The organism is Actinomycetospora sp. CA-084318, assembly GCF_050955885.1.
Classification (GTDB): domain Bacteria; phylum Actinomycetota; class Actinomycetes; order Mycobacteriales; family Pseudonocardiaceae; genus Actinomycetospora.
In genome coordinates, this window is sequence record NZ_CP192098.1 from 1,154,438 (window position 1) to 1,180,153 (window position 25,716).

The 25,716-nt window shown below is 75.4% G+C and carries 23 protein-coding genes; 15 read left to right on the forward strand and 8 right to left on the reverse strand.

The window, feature by feature from the left end:
- Positions 1–8 precede the first annotated feature (8 nt).
- Both ACQPYX_RS05690 and ACQPYX_RS05695 read right to left on the reverse strand, forming a co-directional pair.
- Positions 9–722: a 2-keto-4-pentenoate hydratase gene (locus tag ACQPYX_RS05690; RefSeq protein ID WP_433801936.1), complete on the reverse strand. Its 714-nt coding sequence runs from the start codon at positions 720–722 to the stop codon at positions 9–11.
- Positions 723–1,237: 515 nt separating this feature from the next.
- Positions 1,238–2,140: a 1,4-dihydroxy-2-naphthoyl-CoA synthase gene (locus ACQPYX_RS05695; protein ID WP_433801937.1), complete on the reverse strand. Its 903-nt coding sequence runs from the start codon at positions 2,138–2,140 to the stop codon at positions 1,238–1,240.
- Between the two features lie 87 nt (positions 2,141–2,227).
- Between ACQPYX_RS05695 and ACQPYX_RS05700 the strand changes: the two genes are divergently transcribed.
- Positions 2,228–3,700, forward strand: coding sequence for a PepSY-associated TM helix domain-containing protein (locus ACQPYX_RS05700; RefSeq protein ID WP_433801938.1), 1,473 nt, complete (start codon positions 2,228–2,230; stop codon positions 3,698–3,700).
- Here the strand turns inward: ACQPYX_RS05700 and ACQPYX_RS05705 are convergent.
- The 3 genes from ACQPYX_RS05705 to menE are packed head-to-tail and all read right to left on the reverse strand — an operon-like array spanning position 3,655 to position 8,414.
- Entirely contained in the window at positions 3,655–4,782 is a 1,128-nt protein-coding gene (locus tag ACQPYX_RS05705) for an FAD-dependent oxidoreductase (RefSeq protein ID WP_433801939.1), read from the reverse strand. The genes ACQPYX_RS05700 and ACQPYX_RS05705 overlap by 46 nt on opposite strands.
- Positions 4,779–7,229 (reverse strand): winged helix-turn-helix domain-containing protein, encoded by a 2,451-nt coding sequence (locus ACQPYX_RS05710; RefSeq protein WP_433801940.1) that lies wholly within the window; start codon positions 7,227–7,229, stop codon positions 4,779–4,781. The genes ACQPYX_RS05705 and ACQPYX_RS05710 overlap by 4 nt, the downstream gene beginning before the upstream one ends.
- Before the next feature lie 15 nt (positions 7,230–7,244).
- Positions 7,245–8,414, reverse strand: a complete 1,170-nt coding sequence (gene menE / locus ACQPYX_RS05715; protein WP_433801941.1) for an o-succinylbenzoate--CoA ligase — start codon at positions 8,412–8,414, stop codon at positions 7,245–7,247.
- A 179-nt stretch (positions 8,415–8,593) separates the two neighbouring features.
- Between menE and ACQPYX_RS05720 the strand changes: the two genes are divergently transcribed.
- The 8 genes from ACQPYX_RS05720 (at position 8,594) to ACQPYX_RS05755 (ending at position 18,244) form a co-directional block, all read left to right on the forward strand.
- The gene (locus ACQPYX_RS05720; protein ID WP_433803680.1) at positions 8,594–9,517 is read left to right on the forward strand and encodes an o-succinylbenzoate synthase; all 924 of its coding nucleotides are present in this window, start codon (positions 8,594–8,596) and stop codon (positions 9,515–9,517) included.
- 122 nt (positions 9,518–9,639) lie between these two features.
- Positions 9,640–10,509, forward strand: a complete 870-nt coding sequence (locus ACQPYX_RS05725; RefSeq protein WP_433801942.1) for a TIGR02569 family protein — start codon at positions 9,640–9,642, stop codon at positions 10,507–10,509.
- Positions 10,510–10,638: 129 nt separating this feature from the next.
- Positions 10,639–12,021: a nitrate/nitrite transporter gene (locus tag ACQPYX_RS05730; protein ID WP_433801943.1), complete on the forward strand. Its 1,383-nt coding sequence runs from the start codon at positions 10,639–10,641 to the stop codon at positions 12,019–12,021.
- Positions 12,022–12,098: 77 nt separating this feature from the next.
- Positions 12,099–14,684, forward strand: coding sequence for a nitrite reductase large subunit NirB (gene nirB, locus ACQPYX_RS05735; RefSeq protein ID WP_433801944.1), 2,586 nt, complete (start codon positions 12,099–12,101; stop codon positions 14,682–14,684).
- Entirely contained in the window at positions 14,681–15,052 is a 372-nt protein-coding gene (gene nirD, locus ACQPYX_RS05740; protein ID WP_433801945.1) for a nitrite reductase small subunit NirD, read from the forward strand. The genes nirB and nirD overlap by 4 nt, the downstream gene beginning before the upstream one ends.
- Positions 15,045–15,866 (forward strand): uroporphyrinogen-III synthase, encoded by an 822-nt coding sequence (locus ACQPYX_RS05745; RefSeq protein ID WP_433801946.1) that lies wholly within the window; start codon positions 15,045–15,047, stop codon positions 15,864–15,866. Before nirD ends, ACQPYX_RS05745 begins: the two co-directional genes overlap by 8 nt.
- Positions 15,863–16,531, forward strand: a complete 669-nt coding sequence (locus ACQPYX_RS05750; RefSeq protein ID WP_433801947.1) for a sirohydrochlorin chelatase — start codon at positions 15,863–15,865, stop codon at positions 16,529–16,531. Before ACQPYX_RS05745 ends, ACQPYX_RS05750 begins: the two co-directional genes overlap by 4 nt.
- Before the next feature lie 135 nt (positions 16,532–16,666).
- Positions 16,667–18,244, forward strand: a complete 1,578-nt coding sequence (locus ACQPYX_RS05755) for a serine/threonine-protein kinase (RefSeq protein ID WP_433801948.1) — start codon at positions 16,667–16,669, stop codon at positions 18,242–18,244.
- Between the two features lie 15 nt (positions 18,245–18,259).
- On the opposite strand, the gene ACQPYX_RS05760 is transcribed toward ACQPYX_RS05755, so the two are convergent.
- A complete protein-coding gene (locus ACQPYX_RS05760; RefSeq protein ID WP_433801949.1) occupies positions 18,260–18,655 on the reverse strand; it encodes a DUF5313 family protein in 396 nt (131 codons plus the stop codon).
- Positions 18,656–18,664: 9 nt separating this feature from the next.
- On the opposite strand from ACQPYX_RS05760, the gene ACQPYX_RS05765 reads away from it, so the two are divergent.
- Positions 18,665–19,141, forward strand: coding sequence for a MarR family winged helix-turn-helix transcriptional regulator (locus tag ACQPYX_RS05765; RefSeq protein WP_433801950.1), 477 nt, complete (start codon positions 18,665–18,667; stop codon positions 19,139–19,141).
- Between the two features lie 62 nt (positions 19,142–19,203).
- Here the strand turns inward: ACQPYX_RS05765 and ACQPYX_RS05770 are convergent, their stop codons facing one another.
- Positions 19,204–20,043: a LysR family transcriptional regulator gene (locus ACQPYX_RS05770; protein WP_433801951.1), complete on the reverse strand. Its 840-nt coding sequence runs from the start codon at positions 20,041–20,043 to the stop codon at positions 19,204–19,206.
- Between the two features lie 58 nt (positions 20,044–20,101).
- Here ACQPYX_RS05770 and ACQPYX_RS05775 point away from each other — a divergent pair, with 58 nt between their 5' ends.
- From ACQPYX_RS05775 to ACQPYX_RS05795, 5 genes are all read left to right on the forward strand, one after another.
- A complete protein-coding gene (locus ACQPYX_RS05775; RefSeq protein WP_433801952.1) occupies positions 20,102–20,491 on the forward strand; it encodes a Rieske (2Fe-2S) protein in 390 nt (129 codons plus the stop codon).
- A complete protein-coding gene (locus ACQPYX_RS05780; protein WP_433801953.1) occupies positions 20,478–20,762 on the forward strand; it encodes a hypothetical protein in 285 nt (94 codons plus the stop codon). The genes ACQPYX_RS05775 and ACQPYX_RS05780 overlap by 14 nt, the downstream gene beginning before the upstream one ends.
- A complete protein-coding gene (locus ACQPYX_RS05785; RefSeq protein ID WP_433801954.1) occupies positions 20,759–21,964 on the forward strand; it encodes an amidohydrolase family protein in 1,206 nt (401 codons plus the stop codon). The genes ACQPYX_RS05780 and ACQPYX_RS05785 overlap by 4 nt, the downstream gene beginning before the upstream one ends.
- A 335-nt stretch (positions 21,965–22,299) precedes the next feature.
- Complete coding sequence (locus ACQPYX_RS05790; protein WP_433801955.1) at positions 22,300–22,674, forward strand: cupin domain-containing protein; 375 nt, start codon at positions 22,300–22,302, stop codon at positions 22,672–22,674.
- A gap of 8 nt (positions 22,675–22,682) precedes the next feature.
- Positions 22,683–23,252 carry a hypothetical protein gene (locus ACQPYX_RS05795; RefSeq protein WP_433801956.1) on the forward strand — a complete coding sequence of 190 codons (570 nt, stop codon included), beginning with the start codon at positions 22,683–22,685 and terminating at the stop codon, positions 23,250–23,252.
- Here ACQPYX_RS05795 and hrpB read toward each other — a convergent pair.
- Positions 23,249–25,693 carry an ATP-dependent helicase HrpB gene (hrpB, locus tag ACQPYX_RS05800; RefSeq protein ID WP_433801957.1) on the reverse strand — a complete coding sequence of 815 codons (2,445 nt, stop codon included), beginning with the start codon at positions 25,691–25,693 and terminating at the stop codon, positions 23,249–23,251. The genes ACQPYX_RS05795 and hrpB overlap by 4 nt on opposite strands.
- Between the last annotated feature and the right edge of the window lie 23 nt (positions 25,694–25,716).

Here is a 25,716-nt window from a genome sequence, read left to right on the forward strand (position 1 = left end):
TCTCCTCCTCAGGGCCGGGTGGTGACGGTCAGCTCCGGACCACCCGTGACGCTCACGGTCCACCGCTGCCCCGGTTCGATCCACGGCGGGTCGACGAGCGTCCCGGTGGTCACGATCTCGCCGTCGGCGACGGGGGCGGCGCCCGGCAGGTCGGCGAGCGCCGCGAGGGCGCGCCGCGGCCCGCCGAGGGCGTTCGCGCCCCGACCCGTCGTCGAGAAGCCCGGGCCGGACAGCGTGACCTCGACGTCCTCCAGGGCGTCGACCGGCAGCGGGGGACCGAGGACCAGCATCGCGTGCAGGCCGAAGTCGGCGACCGCCTCGGCCGGCGAGAACGTCCAGCCCGGGTGGTGGCTCGCCACGATCTCGATGCCGATCGCGGCCCAGGCGATCTCCGGGTGCCGCGCCACCCCGACGACGATCTCCGGTTCCAGGCGCGGCTCGGGCAGCGCGCCGAGGGAGAGGCTCGTCGTGCGGGTGAGCGTGGTGTCGTAGACGGGCGCCCAGATCGGTCGGTCGAGCCCGTGGGCGTCCCACGCGGCCCGGTTCGTGAACCCGATCTTGCGTCCGACCCGGCGGTTCCCCCGCTCGGTGAGCCGGCGCTCGAGCTCCGCCGCGACGGTGTACGCCGCGTCGAGGTGCAGCTCGGGGTCGCGAGGGACCCGCGCGCCCGTCTCCCGCGCCTCGAGCAGCCGGTCGAGCCGTCGGTCCACCATGAGGGTCATCGATACACCCTCGGACCGAGGCGGTCCGCGTCTCGGTCACCCGAGCTCGGCGTGCCCGACGGCCGGGGCGGGCGAGCGGTTCGTCGGTCGCGGCCTCGCCCGACCACGGCGTATCGTCGTCCGGCTCGTCGTCACGGTCGTCGAGGTGGGGCCGCAACACCCGCTCGCAGTGCACGCGCAGGTCCTGCGCGACGTGTGCCGGGTCGGTGGCCGCGGCGACGGAGGTCAGGAACTCCTCGGCCTCCGCGAGGGCGGGGTCGTCGTACCCGTCGGCGGCCAGAGACGCGAGTTGGTCGAGCACCGCCCGGACGCCGGGCCCGCCGATCGCGCCCGCCGCGACGGCGCGCGCGAGCAGCGACAACCCCGAGTCGGCCAGTCTCGCGGCGAACTCGGAGCGGGGGCTGCTGAGCAGGTCCTGCGGCATGATTCGAACACTAGTGCGAGGGTCTGACAGTCACACCGGATCGCAGGAGCGGGCCCAGGGGACCCGGAGCGCGCGGCGGGGGCGGGCGCGCTCAGTAGTACCAGGGGAACGGCGCCCAGTCGGGCGTGCGCTTCTCCAGGAACGACTCCTTGCCCTCCACGGCCTCGTCGGTCATGTAGGCCAGTCGCGTCGTCTCGCCGGCGAAGAGCTGCTGACCGACCAGGCCGTCGTCGATCAGGTTGAACGAGTACTTGAGCATCCGCTGGGCCTGCGGGGACTTGCCGAGGATCTCCCGGGCCCACTGCAGCGCGGTGGTCTCCAGCTCGGCGTGCGGCACGACCTCGTTCACCGCGCCCATGTGGTGCATCTGCTCGGCGGTGTAGGTCCGGCCGAGGAAGAAGATCTCGCGGGCGAACTTCTGCCCGACCTGACGGGCGAGGTAGGCCGAGCCGTACCCGCCGTCGAAGGAGCCGACGTCGGCGTCGGTCTGCTTGAAGCGGGCGTGCTCGGCCGAGGCCAGCGTCAGGTCCGAGACGGCGTGCAGCGAGTGCCCGCCGCCCGCGGCCCACCCGTTGACCACGGCGATCACGATCTTCGGCATGAACCGGATGAGCCGCTGGCACTCGAGGATGTGCAGACGGCCCGCCCGGCCGCGCTCGTCGGCGGACACCTCGGTCTCCGACGACGCGTACTGGTAGCCCGTGCGGCCCCGGATGCGCTGGTCGCCGCCGGAGCAGAACGCGTGCCCGCCGTCGCGCGGGGAGGGGCCGTTGCCGGTCAGCAGGACCACGCCGACGTCGGCCGAGGTCCGCGCGTGCTCGAGCGCGGTGGCGAGCTCGTCGACGGTGTGCGGCCGGAACGCGTTGCGCACCTCCGGCCGGTCGAAGGCGATGCGTACGCAGCCCAGCTCGACCGACCGGTGGTAGGTGATGTCGGAGAAGTCGAAGCCCTCCACCGGGCGCCAGACCGAGCTGTCGAAGAGCGGTGCGTCCACGGGGCGACCCTAGGCCGAACCGGGCACGGGGACGTGACGGGCGCCCCGGCGGGAACTCCGGCGGCGTCCCGGGCGACCTGACCCTCGATGAGCGTCGACCAGAGCCCGACCCCCACCACCGCCGCGCCCCCGACGAGGGGTCCCGGGACGTCCCCGCTGCGGGCGCTGCTGCTCCGGGTGCACTTCTGGTCCGGCCTGATCGTCGGGCCGTTCCTGCTGGTCGCGGCCCTGTCCGGGTTCCTCTACACGCTCACGCCCTCGATCGAGCCGCTGCTCTACCGCGGCGTGCTCACCGTCCCGGCCGCACCGTCGTCGCTGCCGCTCGCGGCGCAGGTCGCCGCCGGGCAGGCCGCGGTGCCGGGCGCGGAGCTCAGCTCGGTCCGGCCGGCGCCGACCCCGACCGACACCACCCGCGTGATCTTCGCCGCGCCCGACCTCGGCGACTCCAGCCACTACCGGACCGCCTTCGTCGACCCGCACACCGGCGCGGTCACCGGCGTGCTGCCCACCTACGGCGGCTCCCAGGCGCTGCCGCTGCGCGAGTGGGTCGACCAGCTCCACGACAACCTGCACCTCGGCGACCCCGGCCGGCTCTACGCCGAGCTCGCCGCGAGCTGGTTGTGGGTGCTCGCCCTGGGCGGTCTCGTGCTCTGGGTCGGCAGGTGGCGACGACGCCGCGCCTCCGCGCGCGCCCTGCTGCTGCCGCGGGCCGCGTCCGGACGCCGGGCCCGCCTCCTGTCCTGGCACGGCACCGTCGGGCTGTGGGCCGTGATCGGGCTCCTCTTCCTCGCCGCCACCGGCCTCACGTGGTCGACCTACGCCGGGGCGAACGTGACCGCGCTGCGCGGGGCGATGGCCTGGGACACGCCCTCGGTCACCTCGTCGACGGGCGAGCACGCCGGGATGGCGGGCATGGACATGGGCCCGACACCGGCCGCCCCGGCGCCGGCGATCTTGCCGGAGGCCGTCGAGGCCGCCCACACCTCGGCCCTGCGCGCCGGCCTGACCGGACCGCTGGAGGTCGTGCCCGCCACCGAGCCCGGCGGGACGACGACCGTGGGCGAGATCAGCCGCGTCGTCTCCGGCTCCGACCCCGTCGTCGGGCCGCTCGAGGGGCTGCGGAACTCGACGCACCTCGACGCCGTGGCGGTCGACCCGTCGTCGGGGACCGTGATCGACACCGTGCACTTCGCGGACTGGCCGCTGGCGGCGAAGCTCGCCCGCTGGGGTGTGGACGCGCACATGGGCATGCTCTTCGGACTGGCGAACCAGATCGTGCTCGCCGCCCTCGCCCTCGGTCTGACCTGCGGGATCGTGTGGGGCTACGTGCTGTGGTGGCGCCGCGGTCCGGGCCGTCGGGGCGGCACCGCGCCGCCGCGCGGGGCGTTCCTCGCGCTGTCGCGGCCGTGGCAGGTCGGGGTGGTGGCCGGGACGGTGCTCGTCGCCGCGGCGCTCCCGCTGCTCGGGGCCAGCCTGGTGATCGCCCTGGCCGCCGACGCGGCGGCGGCCGGGGGTCAGGACCGGCGCGCGGCCGCCAGGCCCACGGCCGGGGCGTCGTAGCCGTACACCCACGACAGGTCGGCCCCGCCCGGCGAGCTCGACCCGCCCGAGAAGGCCCGGCCGTTGCGCCGGGACCCGTCCTGGACGCGGGCGGTGCGCGGCGCCCGTTCGCGCTCGTAGGCGGCGAGCCGGGCGGTGAGAGCCGACCGGTCCCCGACGTCGGCGAGCAGCGCCGCGAGCACGGCGGCGTCCTCGATCGCCTGGTTCGCGCCCTGCCCCATGTGCGGCAGCATCGGGTGGGCGGCGTCGCCGAGCAGCACCATCCCGGCCCGGGTCCACGGGGTGAACGGGTCGCGGTCGGCGAGGTCCCAGCGGTAGACCTCGTCGGCGCGGGCGAGGAGCGCGGTGAGGTCGGGGTCCCACCCGGCGAACGCGGCCCGGACGTCGTCGGGATCGACCCGGAACGACCAGTCGCCCGCGTCACCGGGTGGGCGGGGCACGAACGCGGCGAAGTTCAGGGTCCCCACGCGGTCGACCGGATAGGCGAGCAGGTGACGGTCGAGGCCGAGCCAGGCGTTCTGCCCGTGGCGCACCGCGTCCGGCAGCCCGCGGCCGTCGACGAAGCCGCGCAGCGCGGAGGTCCCGGACGGCGCCAGGTCCGGGCGCGGGCCGACGGCCGCGGCCACCCGCGAGTGCAGCCCGTCGGCCCCGACCACCAGGTCCGCGGACTCGACGGAGCCGTCGGCGAAGCGGACGCGGGGCCGGTCACCGACCTCCACCCCCACGCACTCCCGCCCGTGGTGGACCAGGCCGGCCGGCAGGGCGTCGAGGACGATCCCCAGCAGGTCGGCCCGGCGCAGGCCGAGCAGCGCGCCGACGTCGTAGTGCGCGCGCTCGGTCCCCGCGGCGTCGAGCAGGCGCATCGACGTGATCGGCGCCCCGGTGCGGTCGAGCGCGGGACCGAGGCCGAGCCCGGTGAGGACCAGGCGGCCGTTGCGCGCGAGGCCGAGTCCCGACCCGACCGGCGGCACGCCCGGCCGGCGCTCGTACACCGCGACGTCGACGCCGCGGCGGGCCAGCGCGAGGGCCACCGTGGAGCCGCCGATCCCTGCGCCCACGACGGCGACCCGTGGTCCGGTCATACCTCCGAGGATGCCGGGCGGGGACGACCGGGGGAAGCGAGGAGCGGGAGGCCGGGCGCCTCGTCGTCGCCGGGCTCCCAGGCCAGGCCGGGCAGGCCCCGCAACCCGGAGACGAACGGCTCCAGCCCGGCCCGCGTGACGCTGTCGGCCAGCGACTCGTGCCCCACCCGCAGCTCCTCCCAGGTGCGCACGACCTGGTCGACGAGCACGGTGACCTGCCCCGCGGCGACCCGACCGAGCACCGTGCCGAGCCGGTCGCGCCCGAGGTCCCCACCCAGGTGCACCCGGTACCCGGGGACGCGCCGCCCGCGCAGCGCCACGAGGTTCCCGGCCAGTCCGAGGTCGGCGGCCTGGTGCCGGGCGCACGACGCCGGGCAGCCGGACACGCTGACGGCCACGCCCGAGTTCCGGCGCAGGGCCGGCAGGTGCCAGAGGGCGCGGGCGAGGTCGCGGGTCGGGGTGATGCCGAGCGCGCAGGACGGGGCGCCGACGCAGGCCCGCACGTCGCGGGCGGGCCGGTCGGTGTGCACGGCCAGGCCGACCGCCGCCACCCGCGCGGCGAGCGCCCCGACCTCGGCGACCGGCACGTCGCGGAGCACGACGTTCTGCTCCTTCGTGAGCTGCAGCGCGTCGGACGTGCACGAGGCGAGCAGCTCCAGCGCGTCCGCGGTCAGGGTGCCGAACGGGACGGTGACCGTGACGGTCGCGAGGCCCGGGGTGCGCTGCGGCCGGACGTCGTCGCCCCAGCCGTGCCGCGGGGCCGGCCCGTCGGGGACGCCCGGAGCACGCACCTCGCCCAGCGGCGCGGGCAGCGGCCACGGCCGGTCGCGCAGGTCGGCCTCCGCCTCGGCCACCAGGGCCCGGAACCGGTCGGTCCCGAGCCGGGCGACGAGGAACTTGAGCCGGGCGCGGTTCGGGCTCTCGAACGCCCCGTGAGCCAGGAACACGGCGAGGACCGCGTGCACGGCGGGGAGCAGGTCGGTGCGCGCGACGAACCCGGTGAGCCGGGTCGCGAGCGTGGGGCGCGACCGCCCGAGCCCACCGCCGACCCACAGCTCGTAGCCCGGCCGCCCCGCGTCGTCGAGGACCGACACGAGCCCGACGTCGGAGACCTTGGCCTGGGCGCGGCACCCGGGACAGCCGCCGAGGCTCACCGTGAACCGCTGCGGCAGGCGGGTGTTCAGCTCGGGGCCGAGCCGCAGCAGCGAGTCGGTCAGCCGCTCGGCGTCGGGGGTGCAGTCGAAGGGCTCCTCGGCGGACACGCCCGCGTCCGGGCAGCTCGTCACCCCGCGCACGGTGTGCCCGCAGGTCGCGGCCGTGTCCAGCCCTGCGGCGTGCAGGGCGTCGAGGGTGTCGACGACCCGCGCGGCCGGGACGGCGTGCAGTTCGAGCTGCTGGCGGGTGGTCAGGTGCACGGCCTCGAGGTCGCGCTCGCGCAGGAGGGCGGCGAGGGCGCGGGCGGCGTCGCCCGGGACGCGGCCGCGCGTCCGGGCCCGCAGCAGGAACCGCCCGTCGTCGCGCTCCGAGCAGGCCCCGAGCGTCTTGAGGCTGTACCGCTCGAGGGCGCCGAGCCGACCCGCGGTGACGGCGTGCAGGTCGAGCGGCAGCCCGGCCCGCTTGCTCGCGACGACGTCGCCCGGCGCGTCCCGTCCGCCCGGTCGGCCCGGTGCGGACGGCGACCCCAGTGCCTCCTCCGGACGCAGCGGCGCGGCCGTCCGCGCGGGCGGCGCGGGGCGGGCCGGAGCCGGCGGACCGGTCGTCGGGAAGAGCGCGTAGCCGGTGCCGTGCAGGGTGCGGATCAGGTCGCGTCCGGGACCCAGCGCGCGGCGCAGCGCCCGGACGTGGACGTCGACGGTGCGGGCGCTGCCGGTGTGCTGCGGGCCCCACACGAGGTGCAGCAGGGCGGTCCGGGTCATCGGGCGCCCGGGCCGCGCGGCGAGGGCGGCCAGCAGCTGCAGCTCGCGGCGGGCGAGGGCGAGGGGACGGCCCGCGAACCAGGCCTGGAAGGCGGCGGGGTCGACGACGAGATCGTCCACCACGAGTGCGCCGGGCGGGGGCACGAGTGCGCGCCGGGCTCGCGGGGCGGGCGGCACGGGGCGCGCGGCCAGGCGCAGCCGCGCCGCCACCTCGGCCGGGGAGGCGTCGGGCAGGAGCAGGGCGTCGACCGGCGCCCCGTCCTCGACCGGGAAGGCCGCGTCCGGTCCGACGACCACCGCCACCGGCAGGCCCGGGCGCACGGCGTCGACCGTGGCCGCGAGCCCGGCCGCGGCGAACGGGCGGGTGCGGGCGTCGAGGACGACCAGGTCGACGTCGACGGCCGAGGTCACCGCGTCGGCCGCGGTGAGGGCGCCGAGGGTGACCCGGTGGTCGGGGAGCATCGCGAGGCCGGGCAGCAGCTCGTCCACCGTGGCCGCCCCGGTCAGCACGAGCAGGTGCACGCCGCCCATGGCACCACCCCGCCGTTACGCCGGTGTTGCCCCCGACGACGGGTGGAAGAGATCACGCACGGCGGCGCGGTCGGGTTTGCCGATCCCGCGCAGCGGCAGCTCGTCGAGCACCCGCACGGCCCGCGGGGCGGCCCGGCCGAGCCGGTCGGCGACGGCCCCGCGCACCGCGTCGGGCTCCAGGCCGGTGCCGGTGACCACGGCGACCACCCGCGCCCCCCACTCGGCGTCCGGCACCCCCACCACGCACGCCTCGCGCACCCCGGGCACCGTCAGGAGCGCCTGCTCGACGACCACCGGCGGCACCTTCTCCCCGCCGGTGACGATGACGTCGTCGGCGCGCCCGAGCACCGTGAGCCGCCCGTCGGGCCGCAACCGTCCGAGGTCGGACGTCCGGAACCGGCGCCCGGGCAGGAACGCCGGGTCGTCGAGCCCCTGGTAGCCGTCGGCCACCGTCGCGCCGCCGAGCACGATCCGTCCGGCGCCGGACGGGTCCGGGTCCTCGATCTCGACGCCGACCCGGTCCAGCGGCACACCGTCGTACACGCAGCCACCGCAGGTCTCGCTCATGCCGTAGGTCGTGACCACCCGCACGCCCGCCGTGCGCGCCCGCTCCAGCAGCGCGGCCTCCGCGGCCGCCCCGCCGAGCAGCACGGCGCCGAACCGCCGCAGGGCGTCCAGCCCCGCGCCGTCGTCGTCCAGCAGCCGCCGCAGCTGCGTGGGCACCAGGGACAGCCGGGACACGGGCGGGTCGGCAGCCCGCACCGCCGCCGCGAACGCGTCCGGCCGGAAGCCCTCGCGCAGGTCCATCACCGCGGCCGGCACCCCCGCGCGCGCCGAGCGCAGCAGCACCTGCACCCCCGCGACGTGGTGGGCGGGCAGGGCGAGCAGCCACCGGCCCTCACCGCCGAGGCGGGCGGCGGTGGACACGGCCGAGGCGGCGAGCGCGGTGCCGCTGAGCAGGACGGCCTTCGGGACACCGGTCGACCCGGAGGTCGTCACGACCGCGGCCACGCCCGGCGCGACCGGGGCCGTCAGCCGTGCCGGCGGCGGCGGGTCGTCGGGCCCGGTCGGCAGGATCGCCGGGCCGTGGCCGGAGACCGCCGCGACCAGGCGCTCGCCGAGGGCGCGGGCGGCCGCGGCGGACCCGTCGGTGGCGACGACCTCGACGGGGCGGGTGCGGTCCATGTCCCCCACGGTAGGCCGCCGCCCCGCCCATGATCATCGAGCACCCTCGGTCCCGCGCCGGGCCGCCCCACCGCCGGGAGTGCTCGCTGATCATCGGGGACGGCTACCGTCGGCGGGTGGACGATCTCGTCACCACCGTCGGCGGCGTGGAACTCCGGGCCCGTCCCGTCGCGCTGCCGATGCGCGTGCGGTTCCGGGGCATCACGGTCCGCGAGACGCTGCTGCTCTCCGGTCCCGACGGCGGGTGGGGCGAGTTCTGCCCCTTCGTCGAGTACGACGACGACGAGGCCGTGCCCTGGCTGCGGTGCGCCCTGGAGTCCGCGCTCGGCCCGGCCTGGCCGACCCCGGTCCGCGACCGCGTCGCGGTGAACGCGACCGTGCCCGCCGTCGGGCCCGAGCAGGCGCACCGGATCGCCGCGGACTCGGGGGCCTCGACGGCGAAGGTGAAGGTCGCGGAGGCCGGCCAGGATCCGGCCGAGGACCTCGCCCGCGTCGAGGCGGTGCGCGCCGCGCTCGGGCCGGCGGGGCGGGTGCGGGTCGACGCGAACGGCGGCTGGTCGGTGGACGCGGCGGTCGCCGCCGTCCGGGCCCTGGACCGCGCCGCGAGCGGGCTGGAGTACGTCGAGCAGCCGTGCGCCGGGGTCGAGGAGCTGGCGGCCGTCCGGCGGCGGGTCGACGTCCCGGTCGCGGCCGACGAGTCGATCCGCCGGGCGTCCGACCCGATGCGGGTGGTCGAGGCGGAGGCGGCGGACGTCGCGGTGGTCAAGGTCGCCCCGCTCGGCGGGGTCGCGGCGGCGCTGCGGATCGCGGAGGCGGTCGGGCTGCCGTGCGTGGTGTCGTCCGCGGTGGAGAGCTCGGTCGGGCTCGCCGCCGGGCTCGCGCTGGCCGGGGCGCTGCCCGACCTGCCCTACGCGTGCGGGCTGGGGACGACGAGCCTGCTCGCGCAGGACACGGTCGCCGCGTCCCTGGTGCCGGCCGCCGGGACCCTGCCGGTGCTGCCCGGGGCGCCCCGACCCCTCGTCGGGAACGCGATGTCCCCGGACCGGGCCACGTGGTGGCTCGACCGGGTGAGGCGGGTGCTACGCCTGGTCGACGACCGCTGAGCGCCGAACCCCGCGTCGACCGGCGGGGACGGACACGCCGGGGCCTGTGCCCCTGACTCGACCCGTGTCGGGTATAGCGTGCGGAGCGTGACGGGCAGGGCCTTCTCGGCGACGGGGGAACGATGACCGCGGTGGCTCAGGACTCGTCGCAGGGATCGTCGGCGGACGGGGAGCCCGAGGGCCCTCCGCTGCACGTCCGGACCGCCTTCGGGGTGCGGGACTCGGTGCCCCGCCCGCGGCCGCACCTGCCCGGCCCGGCGTGGACCTGCGACGGGGTGCTGCTGCGCCCCGTGTCGGACACCGTGCTCGCCGCCTGGTCCGCCGCGACCCTCGAGGAGCTCGCCGCCGGCGGCGTCGACGGCATCCGCCTCGCCCGCCCCGTGCGCGCCTCCGACGGCCGCCGCGTGGTCTCGGGCTGGTCGGCCTGCCACGACGTCGCGGGCGAGGTCCGGCCGCGGCACGACGACGTCGTCGCCGTCTCGCTGCGCCTGCACCGTGCCACCGCCCGGATGTCCCGCCCGCGCCTGGTCGACGACCGTGACGACATCCTCGCCCGCGCCGACCGCGCGGCGTTCGGGGAGCGGACGGTGCCACTCGACCCCGAGACCGGCGGGGACCTGTTCGCCGAGCTGGTCCGGCGTCGGGTGGCGACGACGCTCCCGCTGCAGCTCGTGCACGGCGACCTGTTCGGCACCGTGCTGTTCGAGGGCTCCGGGGCGGGGGAGGACCAGACCCCGCCCGCCGTCCTGGACGTCGTCCCGTTCTGGCGGCCGGTGGAGTGGGCGGCGGCCGTGGTCGTCGTCGACGCGCTCGCCTGGGGCGGGGCGGACGCGGGCATCGTCACGCGCTGGTCGCACCTCGACCAGTGGCCGCAGATGCTGCTGCACGGCCTGCTCTTCCGGCTGGCCGTGCACGCCCAGCACCCGGCGTGCACCAAGGAGTCGCTGCGCGGGCTCGAGCACGCCGCGCGCGTGATCACCGAGCTGCTCTGAGGACCGTTGCGGGCCGCTCTCCTTCCGTCGTCGCCCTGAAACACGACGTCACCGCCGCGTAACGCCCGGTTCCTACCGTCCGGTCCCGAACGGGGCGCCCGACCGCGCCCCCGGCGGGAGGCAGGGCGGATGACGGTGCAGACCAGGTCCGAGGGACCGGTCCGAGGGCGGTGGATCGACGACTGGCGGCCCGAGGACGAGTCGTTCTGGCAGGGCGGCGGCAAGCGGGTCGCGAACCGGAACCTGTGGTTCTCGGTGTTCTCCGAGCACATCGGGTTCTCGATCTGGACCCTCTGGTCGGTCCTCGTGCTGTTCATGCCGAACGAGGCGTTCGGGCTCGACGTGGCCGGCAAGTTCTTCCTGGTCGCGATGCCGACGCTGGTCGGCTCGTTCCTGCGGCTGCCCTACACGATGGCCGTGGCGGTGTTCGGCGGCCGGAACTGGTCGATCATCGCGGCGGCGCTGCTGCTGGTCCCGACGATCCTCGCGGCGTTCGTCGTCCAGCCCGGCGTCAGCTACACGACGCTCATGGTGCTCGCGGCGATCGCGGGCGTCGGCGGCGGCAACTTCGCCTCGTCGATGACGAACATCAACGCGTTCTTCCCCGACCGGCACAAGGGGTACGCGCTCGGCCTCAACGCCGGCGGCGGCAACCTCGGCGTCGCGGTGATCCAGCTGCTCGGCCTGCTCATCCTCGCGACGGCCGGCGGCGGTGTCACCGGCATCCGCATCCTGCTCGGGGTCTACATCCCGCTCATCGTCGTGGCGACCCTGTGCTCGGCGCTGTTCATGGACAACCTGAGCTCGGTGCGCAACGACACCGGCGCGCTGAAGGAGGCGACGACGCAGGCCCAGACCTGGGTCATCTCCTTCCTCTACATCGGCACCTTCGGCTCGTTCATCGGCTACAGCTTCGCGTTCGGGCTCGTGCTGCAGAACCAGTTCGGCCGCACCCCGCTGCAGGCCGCGACCCTCACCTTCATCGGCCCGCTGCTCGGCTCGCTGATCCGTCCGGTCGGCGGCTGGCTCTCCGACCGCATCGGCGGTGTCCGGGTGACCTTCTGGAACTTCGTCGCGATGGCCGTGGCCGCCCTGCTCTGCATCGTCGCGTCCGGGCAGCAGTCGCTCGCGCTGTTCGTCGTCGGCTTCACGCTGCTGTTCATCACCTCGGGGATCGGCAACGGCTCGGTCTACAAGATGATCCCGGCGATCTTCCGGACGAAGGCCCTCGCGGCTGCCCCCGCCGACCCGGACGCGGCCCTGTTGTGGGCCCGGCGGATCTCGGGCGCGGTGATCGGCATCGCGGGGGCGATCGGGGCCTTCGGCGGGCTGCTGATCAACCTGGCCTTCCGCCAGTCCTTCCTCACCGTGAAGAGCGGCGTGCCGGCGTTCTGGGCGTTCCTCGCCTTCTACGCCGTGTGCTTCGTCGTCACCTACCTCGTCTACATGCGCCGCCCGAAGGCCGCGACCGACCCGACGACCGGCTCCACGGTCTCGTACGCGTCCGTGTAGGTGGCTTCGCCGTGTGAGTACTAATCCGCGTCAGAGCACGGATGAGTACTCACGGGCGACCGAAGGGAGCACATCGCATGAACCCCCGCACGGTCGTCGTCGTCGGCCACGGGATGGTCGGCCACCGGTTCGTCGAGAGCCTCCGCCGGCTCGACACCGCCGACGCCTGGAAGGTCGTGGTGCTGGCCGAGGAGAACCGTCCGGCCTACGACCGGGTGGCCCTGTCGTCCTACGTGGGCGACGCGTCCGCCGAGGACCTCACCCTCGACGAGCACACGGATCCGCTCGTGGAGCTGCACCTCGACGAACCCGTCGTGTCCGTCGACCTCGCCGCCCGCTCGGTGCGGACGGCGAAGGGCCGCGCCGTCGCCTACGACGAGCTCGTCCTCGCCACCGGCAGCGTCCCGTTCGTGCCGCCGGTGCCCGGCCGGGACCTCGACGACGTCTTCGTCTACCGCACGCTCGACGACCTCGACGGGTTGCGCGCCGCGGCGGAGAAGGCCGTCTCGACGGCGGGCGCGGGTCGCCGGGCGGGCGTCGTCGTCGGGGGCGGGCTGCTCGGGCTGGAGGCGGCGAACGCGCTGCGGCAGCTCGGGCTCTCGCCGCACGTCGTCGAGATGGCGCCCCGGCTGATGCCGGTGCAGGTCGACGAGGGCGGCGGGGCGCTGCTGCAGCGGCTCGTCTCCGACCTCGGGCTGCGCGTGCACACCGGGGTGTCGACCGGCTCGATCGCCCGGGACCATCGCGGCGGGCTCACCGTCACCCTCTCCGACGGCACCGAGCTGGACGCCTCGGTCGTCGTGTTCTCCGCCGGCATCCGGCCCGCGGACGGCCTGGCCCGCGAGATCGGCCTCGAGGTCGGCGAACGCGGCGGGGTCCTGGTCGACGACCGCTGCCGCACCTCCGCCGAGCACGTCTGGGCCGTCGGCGAGGTGGCCGCGGTGAAGGGCCGCACCTACGGCCTCGTCGCGCCCGGCTACGCGATGGCCGAGGTCGTGGCGGGGCGCCTCACCGGCGACGGCGGGGCCCGGTTCACCGAGGCCGACCTCTCGACGAAGCTCAAGCTGCTCGGCGTCGACGTCGCCTCCTTCGGCGACGCGCACGCGACGACGCCCGGCGCCCTCGAGGTGCGGGTGGACGACCCGGTCGCCGGGACCTACGCCAAGCTCGTGGTGAGCGACGACGCGCGCACCCTGCTCGGCGGGATCCTCGTCGGGGACGCGTCGGACTACGACACGCTGCGCGGGTTCCTGGGCGCGGAGCTTCCCGGCGACCCGATGGCGCTGATCGCGCCCGGTGCCGGGGAGGCCGTGGGCTTCGAGGCACTGCCCGACGCGGCCCAGATCTGCTCCTGCAACGCGGTGACCAAGGGCCGGCTCGTCGAGGCGATCACCACGGGCGAGGCCACGACGGTGCCGCAGCTCAAGGCGTGCACCCGGGCCGGCACGACCTGCGGCTCGTGCGTGCCGACCCTGGCGAAGGTCCTCACGAGCTGCGGCGTCGAGGTGTCGAAGGCCCTCTGCGAGCACTTCGGCCAGTCGCGCGCGGAGCTCTACGAGATCGTGCGCGTCACGGGCCTGCGGACGTTCACCGAGGTCGTCGAGGGCTACGGCACCGGCCGCGGCTGCGACATCTGCAAGCCCGCCGTCGCCTCCATGCTGGCCACCCTCGCGGGCGGGCACGTGCTCGACGGCGAACAGGCGACGCTGCAGGACACCAACGACCACTTCCTCGCGAACATGCAGCGCAACGGCACGTACTCGGTGGTGCCGCGGCTGCCCGGCGGGGAGGTCACGCCCGAGGGGCTCATCGCGATCGGCTCCGTGGCGAGGGACTTCGGGCTCTACACCAAGATCACCGGCGGGCAGCGGATCGACATGTTCGGGGCACGGGTCGACGACCTGCCGGCCATCTGGCGCCGCCTGGTCGACGCTGGATTCGAGTCCGGCCACGCGTACGGCAAGTCGCTGCGCACGGTGAAGTCGTGCGTCGGCACCGACTGGTGCCGCTACGGCGTGCAGGACTCCGTCGGGCTCGCGGTCGCGCTGGAGCTGCGCTACCGCGGGCTGCGCTCGCCGCACAAGCTCAAGTCCGGCGTGTCCGGCTGCGCGCGCGAGTGCGCCGAGGCCCGCTCGAAGGACTTCGGGGTCATCGCCACCGAGACCGGCTGGAACCTCTACCTCGGTGGCAACGGTGGATTCACCCCGCGACACGCGGAGCTGATCGCCTCCGACCTGGACACGGAGACGCTCGTCCGCACGATCGACCGGTTCCTCATGTTCTACGTCCGCACCGCCGACCGGCTGCAGCGCACGGCGCCGTGGATCGAGTCGCTCGAGGGCGGCATCGACCACCTCCGCGACGTGATCATGTCCGACTCGCTGGGGATCTGTGCCTCCCTCGACGAGCAGATGGCCGGCCACGTCGCGGGCTACGCCGACGAGTGGGCGGCCGTCCTGGACGACCCCGACAAGCTCGCGCGGTTCACCTCGTTCGTCAACGCGCCCGGCGTGCCCGACCCGACGATCGAGTTCGTCGACCACCTCGGCCGCCGTGTCCCGGCCGGGATGAAGGAGGGCCAGCCGACCGACCTGGCGGCTCTCGGTTTGGGCGGCGTGCCGATCACCGACGGAGCCCGCATCCCGATGGGAGCCCCCGCATGACCGCGCTCGACGAACGGACCGGCACCGGGCGCTCGTCGGGAACGGGGTGGACGGAGGTGTGCCCGCTGGAGCGGCTCCAGCCGGAGCGCGGGGTGTGCGCGCTGGTGGACGGGGAGCCCGTCGCGGTCTTCCGGCTGCACGACGGCCGTGTGTTCGCCCTGCACAACGTCGACCCGTTCTCGAACGCCTCGGTGCTCTCGCGCGGCATCGTCGGGGACGTCGGCGGGACGCCCGTGGTGGCCTCGCCGCTGTACAAGCAGCACTTCGCGCTGGAGTCGGGGCGGGCGCTGGAGGACGAGGGTGTCGGGGTGGCGACCTATCCTGTGCGGGTGGTGAACGGGACGGTGGAGGTGGGGTCGGGTGGCTGACGGCTCCCTGAGCGGGCTGCGCGTGGGCGTCACGGCGGACCGGCGCGCCGACGACCAGATCGAGCTGCTCCACCGCAAGGGCGCCACGACGGTGCACGGGCCGACGATGCGGATCGTCCCGCTGGCCGACGACTCGGACCTGGCCGCCACCACGCGGACGCTGCTCGACGCGCCGCCGGACGTCGTCGTCGCCACCACCGGCCAGGGGTTCCGTGGGTGGCTCGAGGTGGCCGACGAGTGGGGGCTGGGGGAGCGGCTGCGGTCGGTCCTGGCCGCCGCCGAGTTGCTGGCCCGCGGGCCCAAGGCGCGGGGCGCGATCCGCGGTGCGGGGTTCCGCGAGGCGTGGTCGGCCGACGAGACCGAGTCGTCGCCGGAGGTGCTGGAGCACCTGCTCGCCGTCGGGGTCTCCGGCCGCCGGATCGCGGTGCAGCTGCACGGCGACCCGATGACGTCGTTCCTCGGCGCCCTGCGCGAGGCGGGGGCCGAGGTCGTGGAGGTGCACGTCTACCGCTGGGAGCCGCCGCCCGACCTGCCGGCGGTCGACTCGCTGATCGCGGCGATCGTGTCCCGCGAGGTCGACGCGGTCACGTTCACGTCCGCCCCGGCCGTCGAGGGGCTGGTGCACCGGGCGGAGGCGGTGGGACGCCGCGAGGAGCTGCTGGGCGCGCTGCGGGGCGGGGTGCTCGCGTGCGCGGTCGGGCCGGTCACGGCCGCTCCGCTCGACCGGCTCGACGTCCCGTCGATCGCGCCGGAGCGGTTCCGCCTCGGGGCGATGGTGAAGCGGCTGGAGGAGCACGTGGCGGCGTCCTCGTGACGCTGGTCGTCCTGGCGCACGGCACCAACGACCCGGCCGGCCGGGCCACCTGGGGTGCGTTGCTGACGCGGGTGCGGTCGCTGCTTCCCGACGAGGAGGTGCGGCTGGCCTGGGCGGGCGTCGCGCGTCCGCAGCTGGCCGACCTGCTGCCGAAGCTGGGCGCCGGCCCGGTCGTCGTGGTGCCGGCGTTCCTCGCCTCGGGGTTCCACGTGCGCCGCGACGTGCCCGAGCAGCTCGCCGCGCTGGGCCGCACGGACGTGCGCGTGACCGACCCGCTGGGCCCCGACCCGGCCCTCGTCGACGCGGCCCTGGAGCGGCTGCGCGACGCCGGGTGGTCCGACGAGCGGGTGGTGCTCGCCGCGGCCGGGTCGACGGACCCGGTGGCGCAGGCCGACCTCGAGACGGCGGCCTCCCTCGTGCGGGAGCGGGTGGGTGGTGAGGTGCCCGTCGGCTACGTCGCGGGCGGCGATCCCCGCCTGGCCGACGTCGTGGCGGCGCAGGACGGCCCGGTCGCGCTGCTGACCTGGCTGCTCGCGCCGGGGGTGTTCCACCGGTGGGCCTCCGGGGTGGGCGCGGCCGTGGTCGCCGAGCCGCTGGGCGACCACCCGGCGGTGGCGTCCCTGCTGGTGGAGCGGTACCGGACGGCGGCGGCGCTCGCGTCCTGAGTGTCCGATGCCGGCGGTGGCGCGCGGGTGTCACCTGACGTCAGCGATGGCACACGGTCGACCTCGGACGGCGTATGCCGGGCGGCCCGGATGGGCACTCCCGCCCTCGCGGACGGGGGAGGGAGGGGCACCGGGGTGGCCGAGGACGAGCTGATCGCCGAGCGCTACCGCGTCGTCGCGCGGGTCGGCAGCGGGGCGATGGGCGTGGTCTGGCGCGCCGAGGACGAGCGGCTGCGGCGCACGGTGGCCCTCAAGCAGGTCCGGCTGCCCGGCGGCGTCGACGAGCACAGCACGGAGCAGGCCCACCACCGCGTGATGCGCGAGGGCCGGCTCGTCGCCCGCATCCACCACCCGCACGCCATCGCGATGTTCGACGTCGTCGACCACGACGGCGAGCCGTGGCTGGTCATGGAGTACCTGGCGTCGCGGAGCCTGGCCGAGGTGGTCGCCGCCGACGGGCCGCTGACCCCCCACGCCGCCGCGGCGATGGGCCATCAGGTCGCCGCGGCCCTCACGGCGGCCCACGCGGCCGGGATCGTGCACCGCGACGTGAAGCCCGGCAACGTCCTGCTCGGTACCGACGGGGTCGTCAAGGTGACCGACTTCGGCATCTCCCGCGCGATCGACGAGGCCACGCTCACCTCGAGCGGGATGATGGCCGGCACGCCCGCCTACCTCGCGCCCGAGATCGCCCGCGGGGCGGCGGCCGACTTCCGCTCCGACGTGTACTCGCTCGGCTCCACGATCTACGCGGCGGTCGAGGGCGAGCCGCCGTTCGGGTCGGGCGAGAACGCGCTGGCCCTGGTGCACCGGGTCGCCTCCGGGGACCACCCACCGCCGCGCCGGGCCGGCAGCCTCACGCCGCTGCTCGAGCGCATGCTCGCCGCCGACCCCGTGCACCGGCCCGAGATGCACCAGGTGCGCGACGAACTCGAACGCCTCGCCGCGGTCGACGTCGAGACCGACGCGTGGCCCGAGGAGGTCCCGGCGACCGGCCCGACGGTGCCGGTCACCCCGCGGACCCCGTCCACCGGGCCGGAGGGCACGGCCGACGGTCGGGTCGCGGTCGCGCCGGTCCCGGCGCCGCCCGCCCCCGGGCCCACGCGCCCGCTCCCGCACCGCGCCGACCCCGCCCCGGGGGACGAGGAACGGGCGGAGTCCGGACCGGCGGCCCGTCGTCGGCCGCTGCTGATCGGTCTCGCGGTGCTGGTCGTGGCGGCCGTCGCGGTCGTCGCCCTGGTGCTGGGCACGAACGGCGGCGGGGTCGGGGGTGCCACGACCGGTCCGTCGACGGCGACCGACCGGGCCGACCCGGGGTCCGGGACGGCCCCCGACGACGGGTCGGCGGCCGGCGCCTCGGACGCCTCCGACGCCCCGCCCGCCCCCGGCACGCCCGACCAGGTCGCGCAGCAGCAGGCGGTCGTCGACTACTACGGACTGATCCCGTCCGACCTGGCCGAGGGCTGGCAGCGGCTGACGCCGTCGTACCAGCGGAACACCGCGGGTGGGTTCGCCGGGTACTCGGCGTTCTGGGGCGACATGCGCGAGGTGACCGTCCGGGGGGTGTCCCCGGCCGCGGGCGACGCGGTGGACGCCACCGTCACCTACGGGTACCGGGACGGACGCACCAGCGAGGAGCGGACGGTGTTCCGGATGGTCCGGGTGGACGGCGTCTGGAAGATCGACGGGAGTCAGGTCCTGTCGAGTCGCTGAGCGTCGCGACCGTCGTCAGGAACGGCGGTAGCGCTCCGCGTACCGGGCCGCCGCGGCCTCGTCCTTCTCGCGGTCGCGTTCGGCCCGCGTGGCGACCCCGGTGCCGGGTGGGAACCCGGCCTTCACCAGCCGGTGCTCGGCGGTCTCGTGCACGTACGCCACCGCGAAGATCATGCCCATGATGCCGCCGCCGAGGGCGCACATCGTGCGCAGCCACAGCGGCCCGGGGACGAACACGATGATGGCGATCGCGAACGGTGCGATCTGCACGAGGATCCGGGCGATGTGGCGCAGCCACCAGGTGCGGCAGGTGGTGTCGTGCAGGACCCACGGCGCGAAGCGCTCCGGCAGCCCGCCGCCGTAGGCGTACCAGAGCCACCACAGGGGACCGGGCCGCTTGACGCTTTGCACCCCAACAGTATGCACACGAAGTGTAGGGTCCGAGGTGTGACGGCCGCCCCGGAGGAGATCGACCCCCTCGCCCTCGAGAACCAGGTCTGCTTCGCGCTGGCGGTGGCCGCGCGCTCGGTGATCGCCCTCTACCGCCCGCTGCTCGAGCCGATGGGGCTCACGCACCCGCAGTACCTGGTGATGCTCGCGCTGTGGGGTGACGAGCCGCTGTCGGTCACGGCGCTGTCGGAGAAGCTCGCCCTGGACCCGGGGACGCTCTCGCCGCTGCTCAAGCGGTTGGAGGCCCAGGGCTACCTGGAACGACGACGCGTCCCGGGCAACGAGCGCACGCTCGCCGTCACGCTCACCGCGGCCGGGCGGGCGCTGCGCACCGAGGCCGAACGCATCCCGCCGGCGATCGTCGAGCGGCTCGGGATGCCGGTCGAGGAGCTGCTGCGGCTGCACGGCGACCTGGGCGCGGTGATCGCGGCGGCGCGCGAGTCCTGATCCTCGCCGCCCGCGAGTGGCGCCGTCCTGACGTCAGGTGCCGGAGATGTGCCGTCGCCGGCTCACGGGCGGGCGGCCAGCATCGCGCGGACGACCGGGCTGGGCGCGACGGCCCGGGACCGGGCGGCGACCACGGGCAGCGGGTCGGCGGGCAGCGGGACCCGCGCCACCCCGTCGTCGGGAACGGCCTGCGCCAGCACCGACCACCCGAGGCCCTGCGCGACGAGCGCCCGCACCATCTCGGTCGACCGGGTGCGGTGCTCGATCCGCGGGTTGACGCCGAGGTCGCGACAGACGGCGAGCGCGTGGTCGGAGGAGGGCGGCAGGTCGAGCAGCACCATCGGCTCGTCGGCGACGGCGGCCAGCCCGGTCGCCCGGTGGTCGCGCGCGACGAGCAGGTAGGGGCGGTTCGCGGCGACCCGCTCGGTGTCGAGGTCGGGGGACAGGCCGTGGTCGTACAGGACGGCCAGGTCGAGCTCGCCGTCGAGCAGTCGGCGCTGCAGGCGGTCCTGGTCGTCCTCGACGAACGCCACCCGGGTGCGTGGGTGCGCCTCGCGCAGGGCGGCGATCCACGGGGCGAGGACGGTGGGCGCGAGCGTCGGGTAGCAGCCGACGGTGACGACCCCCGCGACCTCGCCGAGGCTCGTCGCGAGCTCGCCCGCGTCGCGCAGCAGCCGCCGCCCGCGGGTGACCGCCGCGCGGCCGGCCGGGGTCAGCTGCACCCCGTGCGCCCGGCGGCGGAGCGTGAGCTGGACGCCGAGGGCGCGGTCGAGCTCGTCGAGCGCGACGGAGATCGCCGACGGCGAGACGTGCAGCGTCGCCGCGGCCGCCGCGAGCGTGCCGTGGTCGGCGACGGCGACCAGGTACGCGACCTGGCGCAGCGTAAAGTTCGAGGAACTCACGAAGCACCGTAGCATCGTGAAATTTACAGATGCGGTTCCGGCGTGGACGCTGAGCCGTATGACCACCACCACATCCGAGGCGCGGGACGTCGACGTCGCCGCGTCGGACGACGTGCCCGAGCGGGGGCGCCTCGTCGTGGAGATCGACGGCACCACCACGCTCGGCATCTTCCGGTTCGGCGGCCGCCTGTACGCGTGGGAGAACGTGTGCGCCCACCAGGGCGGGCCGGCGTGCCAGGGGCGGATCATCAGCCGCGTGCGCGAGCGGCTCGACGCCGAGCAGCGCAGCCTCGGGATGCGGTTCGACGAGGACACGATGCACGTCGTCTGCCCGTGGCACGGCTACGAGTACGACGTGACGACCGGCCGCCACCCCGGCGTGCCCGGTGCCTCGCTGCGCCGCTTCGACGTGGTCGAGGTGGAGGGCCGTATCCGTGTCACGGTCTGAGCGCATCGCCGTCCTCGTCGCGGAGCTGGACGGCGAGATCGCTGCGGGTCTCGACGACGGGGCGATCGCGAAGCTCCCCCCGGAGACCGCCCGTCGGCTCGTCGGGGTCGCCGGACGGTGCTGGACGGTGGCCGCCGAGGAGGGGCACGACCCGCCGTCGGGAACGGATCTCAGCCCGACCGACGCGGTGATGCTCGCGACCGCCGCCCTGCGCAGCAACGACCTGAACCCGTTCGACCTCGCCCTGTGGTTCTCGAGGAGCTCGTCATGACCGATGTGAGGCGCCTGCCCACGCAGGAGATCACCACCGCCACCGACACCCGCGAGATTCTCGCGAACGCCCGGCGCGACACCGAGCGCTACGGGCTCGACGACTACTTCATCGTCGACGTCGACTCCCACCACGTCGAGCTCGACTCGTGGCCGGAGATCCTCGCCTACCTCGACTCGCCCGTCATGAAGGACACCGCGGCGCAGATGATGCGCAACTGGCCGCAGGCCTCGCACCTGGCGCTCCACAACCACCCGCCGGGCCTGACGATGCAGGACGTCTCCGGGCGTATCCCGCACCAGGCGTCGCTGGGCGAGACGACCCCCGACGTCGGCTCCGGCGCCGAGCGGGACGTGACGCTCGTGCGGCGCGCGATGGAGGCCATGTCGATCGACGTCCAGGTCGTGTTCCCGCAGCCGATGCTGGAGACGGGGCTGCACCCGCAGCCGGAGGTCGCGACGGCGCTGCTGCAGGCCTACAACCGGTGGTTCACCGCCGAGGTGCTGCCGCGCGAGCCGCGGATCCGCACGATGCTGGGGCTGCCGTTCGAGAACCCCGACGCGTGCCTGGCGACGATCGAGGAGTTCGCGGACACGCCGGGCGTCATCGGGTTCCTCGTGACCTCGCAGCGCCACGCCGGGGTGCACCGCAACGCGTACATGCCGGTCTACAGGGAGCTGGAGCGGCGCGGGCTGCCGATCGGGTTCCACGCCGGGCCGAACCAGGCCGACACGATGACGTCGACGATGAACCGGTTCCTCTCGGCGCACGCGATGAGCTTCGTGACCTGCAACATGACGCACATGACGAACTGGGTCGTCAACGGCATCCCGGAGCGCTTCCCGGGGCTGCGGACGATCTGGATCGAGAGCGGCCTCGCGTGGCTGCCGTTCATGATGCAGCGGCTCGACCACGAGTACTCGATGCGCCAGTCCGACGCCCCGCTGCTCACGCGCCCGCCGTCGCACTACATCCGCGAGATGTACTACACGTCGCAGCCGATGGAGTGGACCGACGACAAGCTGCTCGCCGCCACCCTCGAGGCGATCGACGCGGAGAACACGCTGATGTACTCCAGCGACTGGCCGCACTGGGACTTCGACGTGCCCGGCCGGATCGCGGCGCTGCCGTTCGTGTCCGAGCACGGCAAGCGGAACATCCTGGGCGAGACGGCGCGGAAGGTGTTCTCGCTGGGCGGCTGACGTGCTCGGCCTGCCCTGCGCGTGAGAGTGACGTCAGGCAGCTCCGGGAGCCGCTCGGGATGCCTGACGTGCGCCTCGCGGGTCGGCTCGAGGTCCTCCGGTGCGCCGCGCACACGGTCGGGCACCTGGACCCGTCGGCGGGCTCGCGTTGCGCGACGCACACGGTGGGAGGCCGTCGATCGGCCGTGTGCCGGGGTTGCGCGACGCAATGCCGCGAGAGGTCGGGTCGATGTCTGCCGGCCGTGTGCGCGACGCAACGCCGGAACCGGGTGCCGCCGACTCCGAGGGCCGTGTGTGGCGCAACGCGTGGAGCCGCCGACGGGTAGTCCCCGTCCATGAGCGGATTCGTGCGCGCGGCCGGGACCGGCGACACCTACGACTTCGACGGCGCCGTCTTCACGATGAAGGCGACCGCCGACGACACCGAGGGCAGGGTGTCGGTGATGGAACAGGCGGCACCGGTCGGGCTCGTCGTCGCCCCGCACACCCACGAGGGCGAGGACGAGATGTTCCACGTCCTCGCGGGCGAGGTCGGCGGCCGCTGCGGGGACGAGGGGTTCACCGCCGGGACCGGCGACTTCATCTTCCTGCCGCACGACGTCGAGCACTCGCTCTGGGTGCTCGGCGACGAGCCGGTGCGGATGCTGACGATCTGCGGCCCCGCGAAGTTCGACGCGCTCGTCCGCGAGCAGGGCCGTCGTCGCGGGTAGCCCCGCCCATGGCGAAGGGCGAGCAGGACTACGAGAAGGACTACACCGACCCCGGGCTGCGGGAGCGCCTCAAGGAGGAGATCAAGCAGTCGGACAAGGGCGGTGCACCCGGGAAGTGGTCCGCCCGGAAGAGCCAGCTGCTCACGCAGGAGTACGAGAAGCAGGGCGGCGACTACAAGCACAAGGACGAGCCGACCGAGCAGCAGCGCAGCCTGAAGCAGTGGACCGACGAGGAGTGGCAGACCGCCGACGGCTCCACGGAGGCACGCGGCGACGACGGCACCGACCGCTACCTGCCGAAGAAGGCGTGGGAGGAGCTCTCCGACGAGGAGCAGGAGAAGACCCGCGCGAAGAAGAAGGACGCGTCGAAGCAGGGGCAGGGCACCGTCGACAACACGTCCGAGGCCAAGCAGGCCCGCAAGGACGCGAAGCTCGAGGAGATGAACGCCGACGACGCGGTCACGCGGGCGAAGACCATGGAGCCCGACGAGGCGGCGAAGGCCCTCGAGCACGAGAAGGACACGAAGGACCGCAAGACCGTGAAGCAGAAGCTGGAGAAGGTGGCCGCGAAGGACTAGGGACGGCGGGGGTCCTCCGGCCACGCGTGCTTCGGGTAGCGGCCACGCAGGTCCGCGCGCACCAGGCGGTAGCCCTCGCCCCAGAACGACGACAGGTCGGCGGTCACGGCCGTCGGTCGTCCGGCGGGCGAGAGCAGGTGCACGACGACGGGTCGCCCGGCCAGCTCCGGTGTCCGCTCCCAGCCGAAGGCGTGCTGCAGCTTCAGCGACACGGTCGGCTGCTCGGGGTCGCCGTAGTCCACCCGGACCCGCCGTCCATCCGGGGCGGTGACGTGGGTCGGCGCCAGCTCGTCGAGCCGGGACGCCTCCGGCCACGGGAGCAGTGCCGTCAACGGTGGGGTGAGCCGGGCCAGGTCGGCGCGGCGACGGACGCGCGAGAGGTCGAGCCACTCGTCGGCCCGCGCCAGGAGCGATGCATCGTCGACCGCGGGCCACGGCGCGCCGAGCGCGGCGTGCAGGAACGCGAGCCGCTGCCGCAGCTCGCGCGCTCCGTCGGTCCACCGCAGCAGCTCCAGCCCCTCCTGCTCCAGACCTCTCCGGACGGCGGCTGCGAGGGCTTCCGGCGTCGGGCGCGGCAGCGGGCGGCGGGCGAGCACGATGGCGCCGAGACGTTCGCGGCGCTCGGCGACGACGTCGCCGTCCTCCCAGTCGACGACCTCCTCGTCGGTGTGCAGGTGCTCGGCGGCGGCGCGGGCGAGGTCCTCGTCGACCGGGACGGCCAGCCGCACGCGGGCGACCCGGTCCCCGGGCCCGCGCGCCGCGTCGGCGACCGCGATCCAGCTCTGGCCCCGCAGTCGTGACTCGCGCCCGAGTTCCACACCGGTGCCGCCGGTCGTCAGGAACTCGCGGGCGTCGGCGCCGCGGGCGCGGGCGAGGCGGTCGGGGTAGGCGAGGGCGACGACGGTGGCCGCACCCTGCCGCCCGGCCGCGAGGGTGACGTCAGGCAGCTTCGCGGCGCCGCTGGCCTGCCTGGTGTCGACCTCGCGCAGCGCCCGCTCGAGGCGGCGGACCTCGGCGCGCCAGCCCGGGTCGTCACCGGCGCGGGCGGCGCGGAGGCGCTCCTCGAGGTCGTCGGGACCGCCCGGGCCGGCGGTCGCGAGGAGCGCGACCACCTCCGTCGCGAGGCGCGGACCCGCGGCGGCGGCCCCGTCGAGCAGCGCCCGTCCGAGCCGTGGGTGCACGCCGACCCCCGCGACCGCCCGGCCGCGGTCACTGATGGCGCCGTCGTCGTCCACCAGCCCGAGGCCGCGCAGGGTGGCGCGGGCGGCGTCGAAGGCGGCCGGTGGGGGAGGGTCGAGCAGGGCGAGGCCGCCGGCGTCCGGCGTGCCCCAGCGGGCGAGCGCGAGGGCGAAGGCGGCGAGGTCGGCGTGGGCGACCTCGGGGTCGTCGTCGCGGTCCCGGTGGGCGTGCTCGGCCTCCGACCAGCATCGATACGCGACGCCGGGTGCCTCACGACCCGCGCGTCCGGCCCGTTGGACCGCCGACGACTGCGACGCCGGGACGGTGACCAGCGTGTCGAGGCCGCGGGCGTGGTCGGTCCAGGGCTGCCGGGAGAGCCCGGCGTCGACGACCACCCGCACGCCGGGGACGGTCAGGCTGGTCTCGGCGATGGTCGTCGTCAGGACGACCCGGCGCGTGGTGGAGCCGGCCAGCACGGCGTCCTGCGCGGCACCGCCGAGCCCGCCGTGCAGGGGGAGCACCTCGACGTCGACGCCGGAGAGCCGCCGCGCCACCTCGTCGATCTCGCGGCGCCCGGGGAGGAAGACGAGGACGTCGCCGTCGGCCTCGGCGAGCGCCCGTCGAGTGGTGGCGGCGACGTGGTCGAGCAGCGCCGGCTCCACCCGCATCCCCTGCGGCGGCGGCACGGGGCGGGGCGGCGGGGACCAGAGGACGGCGACGTCGTGCAGCGGGTCGGGCGCCGTGACGACCGGCCCGTCCAGGGCCTCCGACAGCCGATCGGCCGCCGCGGTCGCCGAGGTCGCGAGCAGGCGCAGGTCGGGCCGCAGCACGCGGGCGTCGACGGTGAACGCGAGCGCGAGGTCGGTGTCGAGGTGCCGCTCGTGGCACTCGTCGAGCACGACCGCGTCGACCCCGGCGAGCTCCGGGTCGTGCTGCAGGCGGGCGACGAGCAGGCCCGTCGTCACGACCTCGACGCGGGAACCCGGCTTCCGCTCGCCGCGGATCGCGTAGCCGACCCGGTCGCCGACCTTCTCTCCCAGCAACGAGGCCATCCGCGCGGCCGCCGCCCGCACCGCGACGCGTCGGGGTTCGGCGACGAGGACGCGGCCCTCGACCTGCCCGGCGAGCGCCAGCGGCACGAGCGTGGTCTTGCCGGTGCCGGGCGGGGCGACGAGGACCGCGGTGCCGTGCTCGTCCAGCGCGGCGCGCAGCGACGGCAGCGCCGCCCGCACCGGCAGGTCGAGGTCGACCTCGTCGATCACCGCTCCGGTCTACCAGGCGGCGG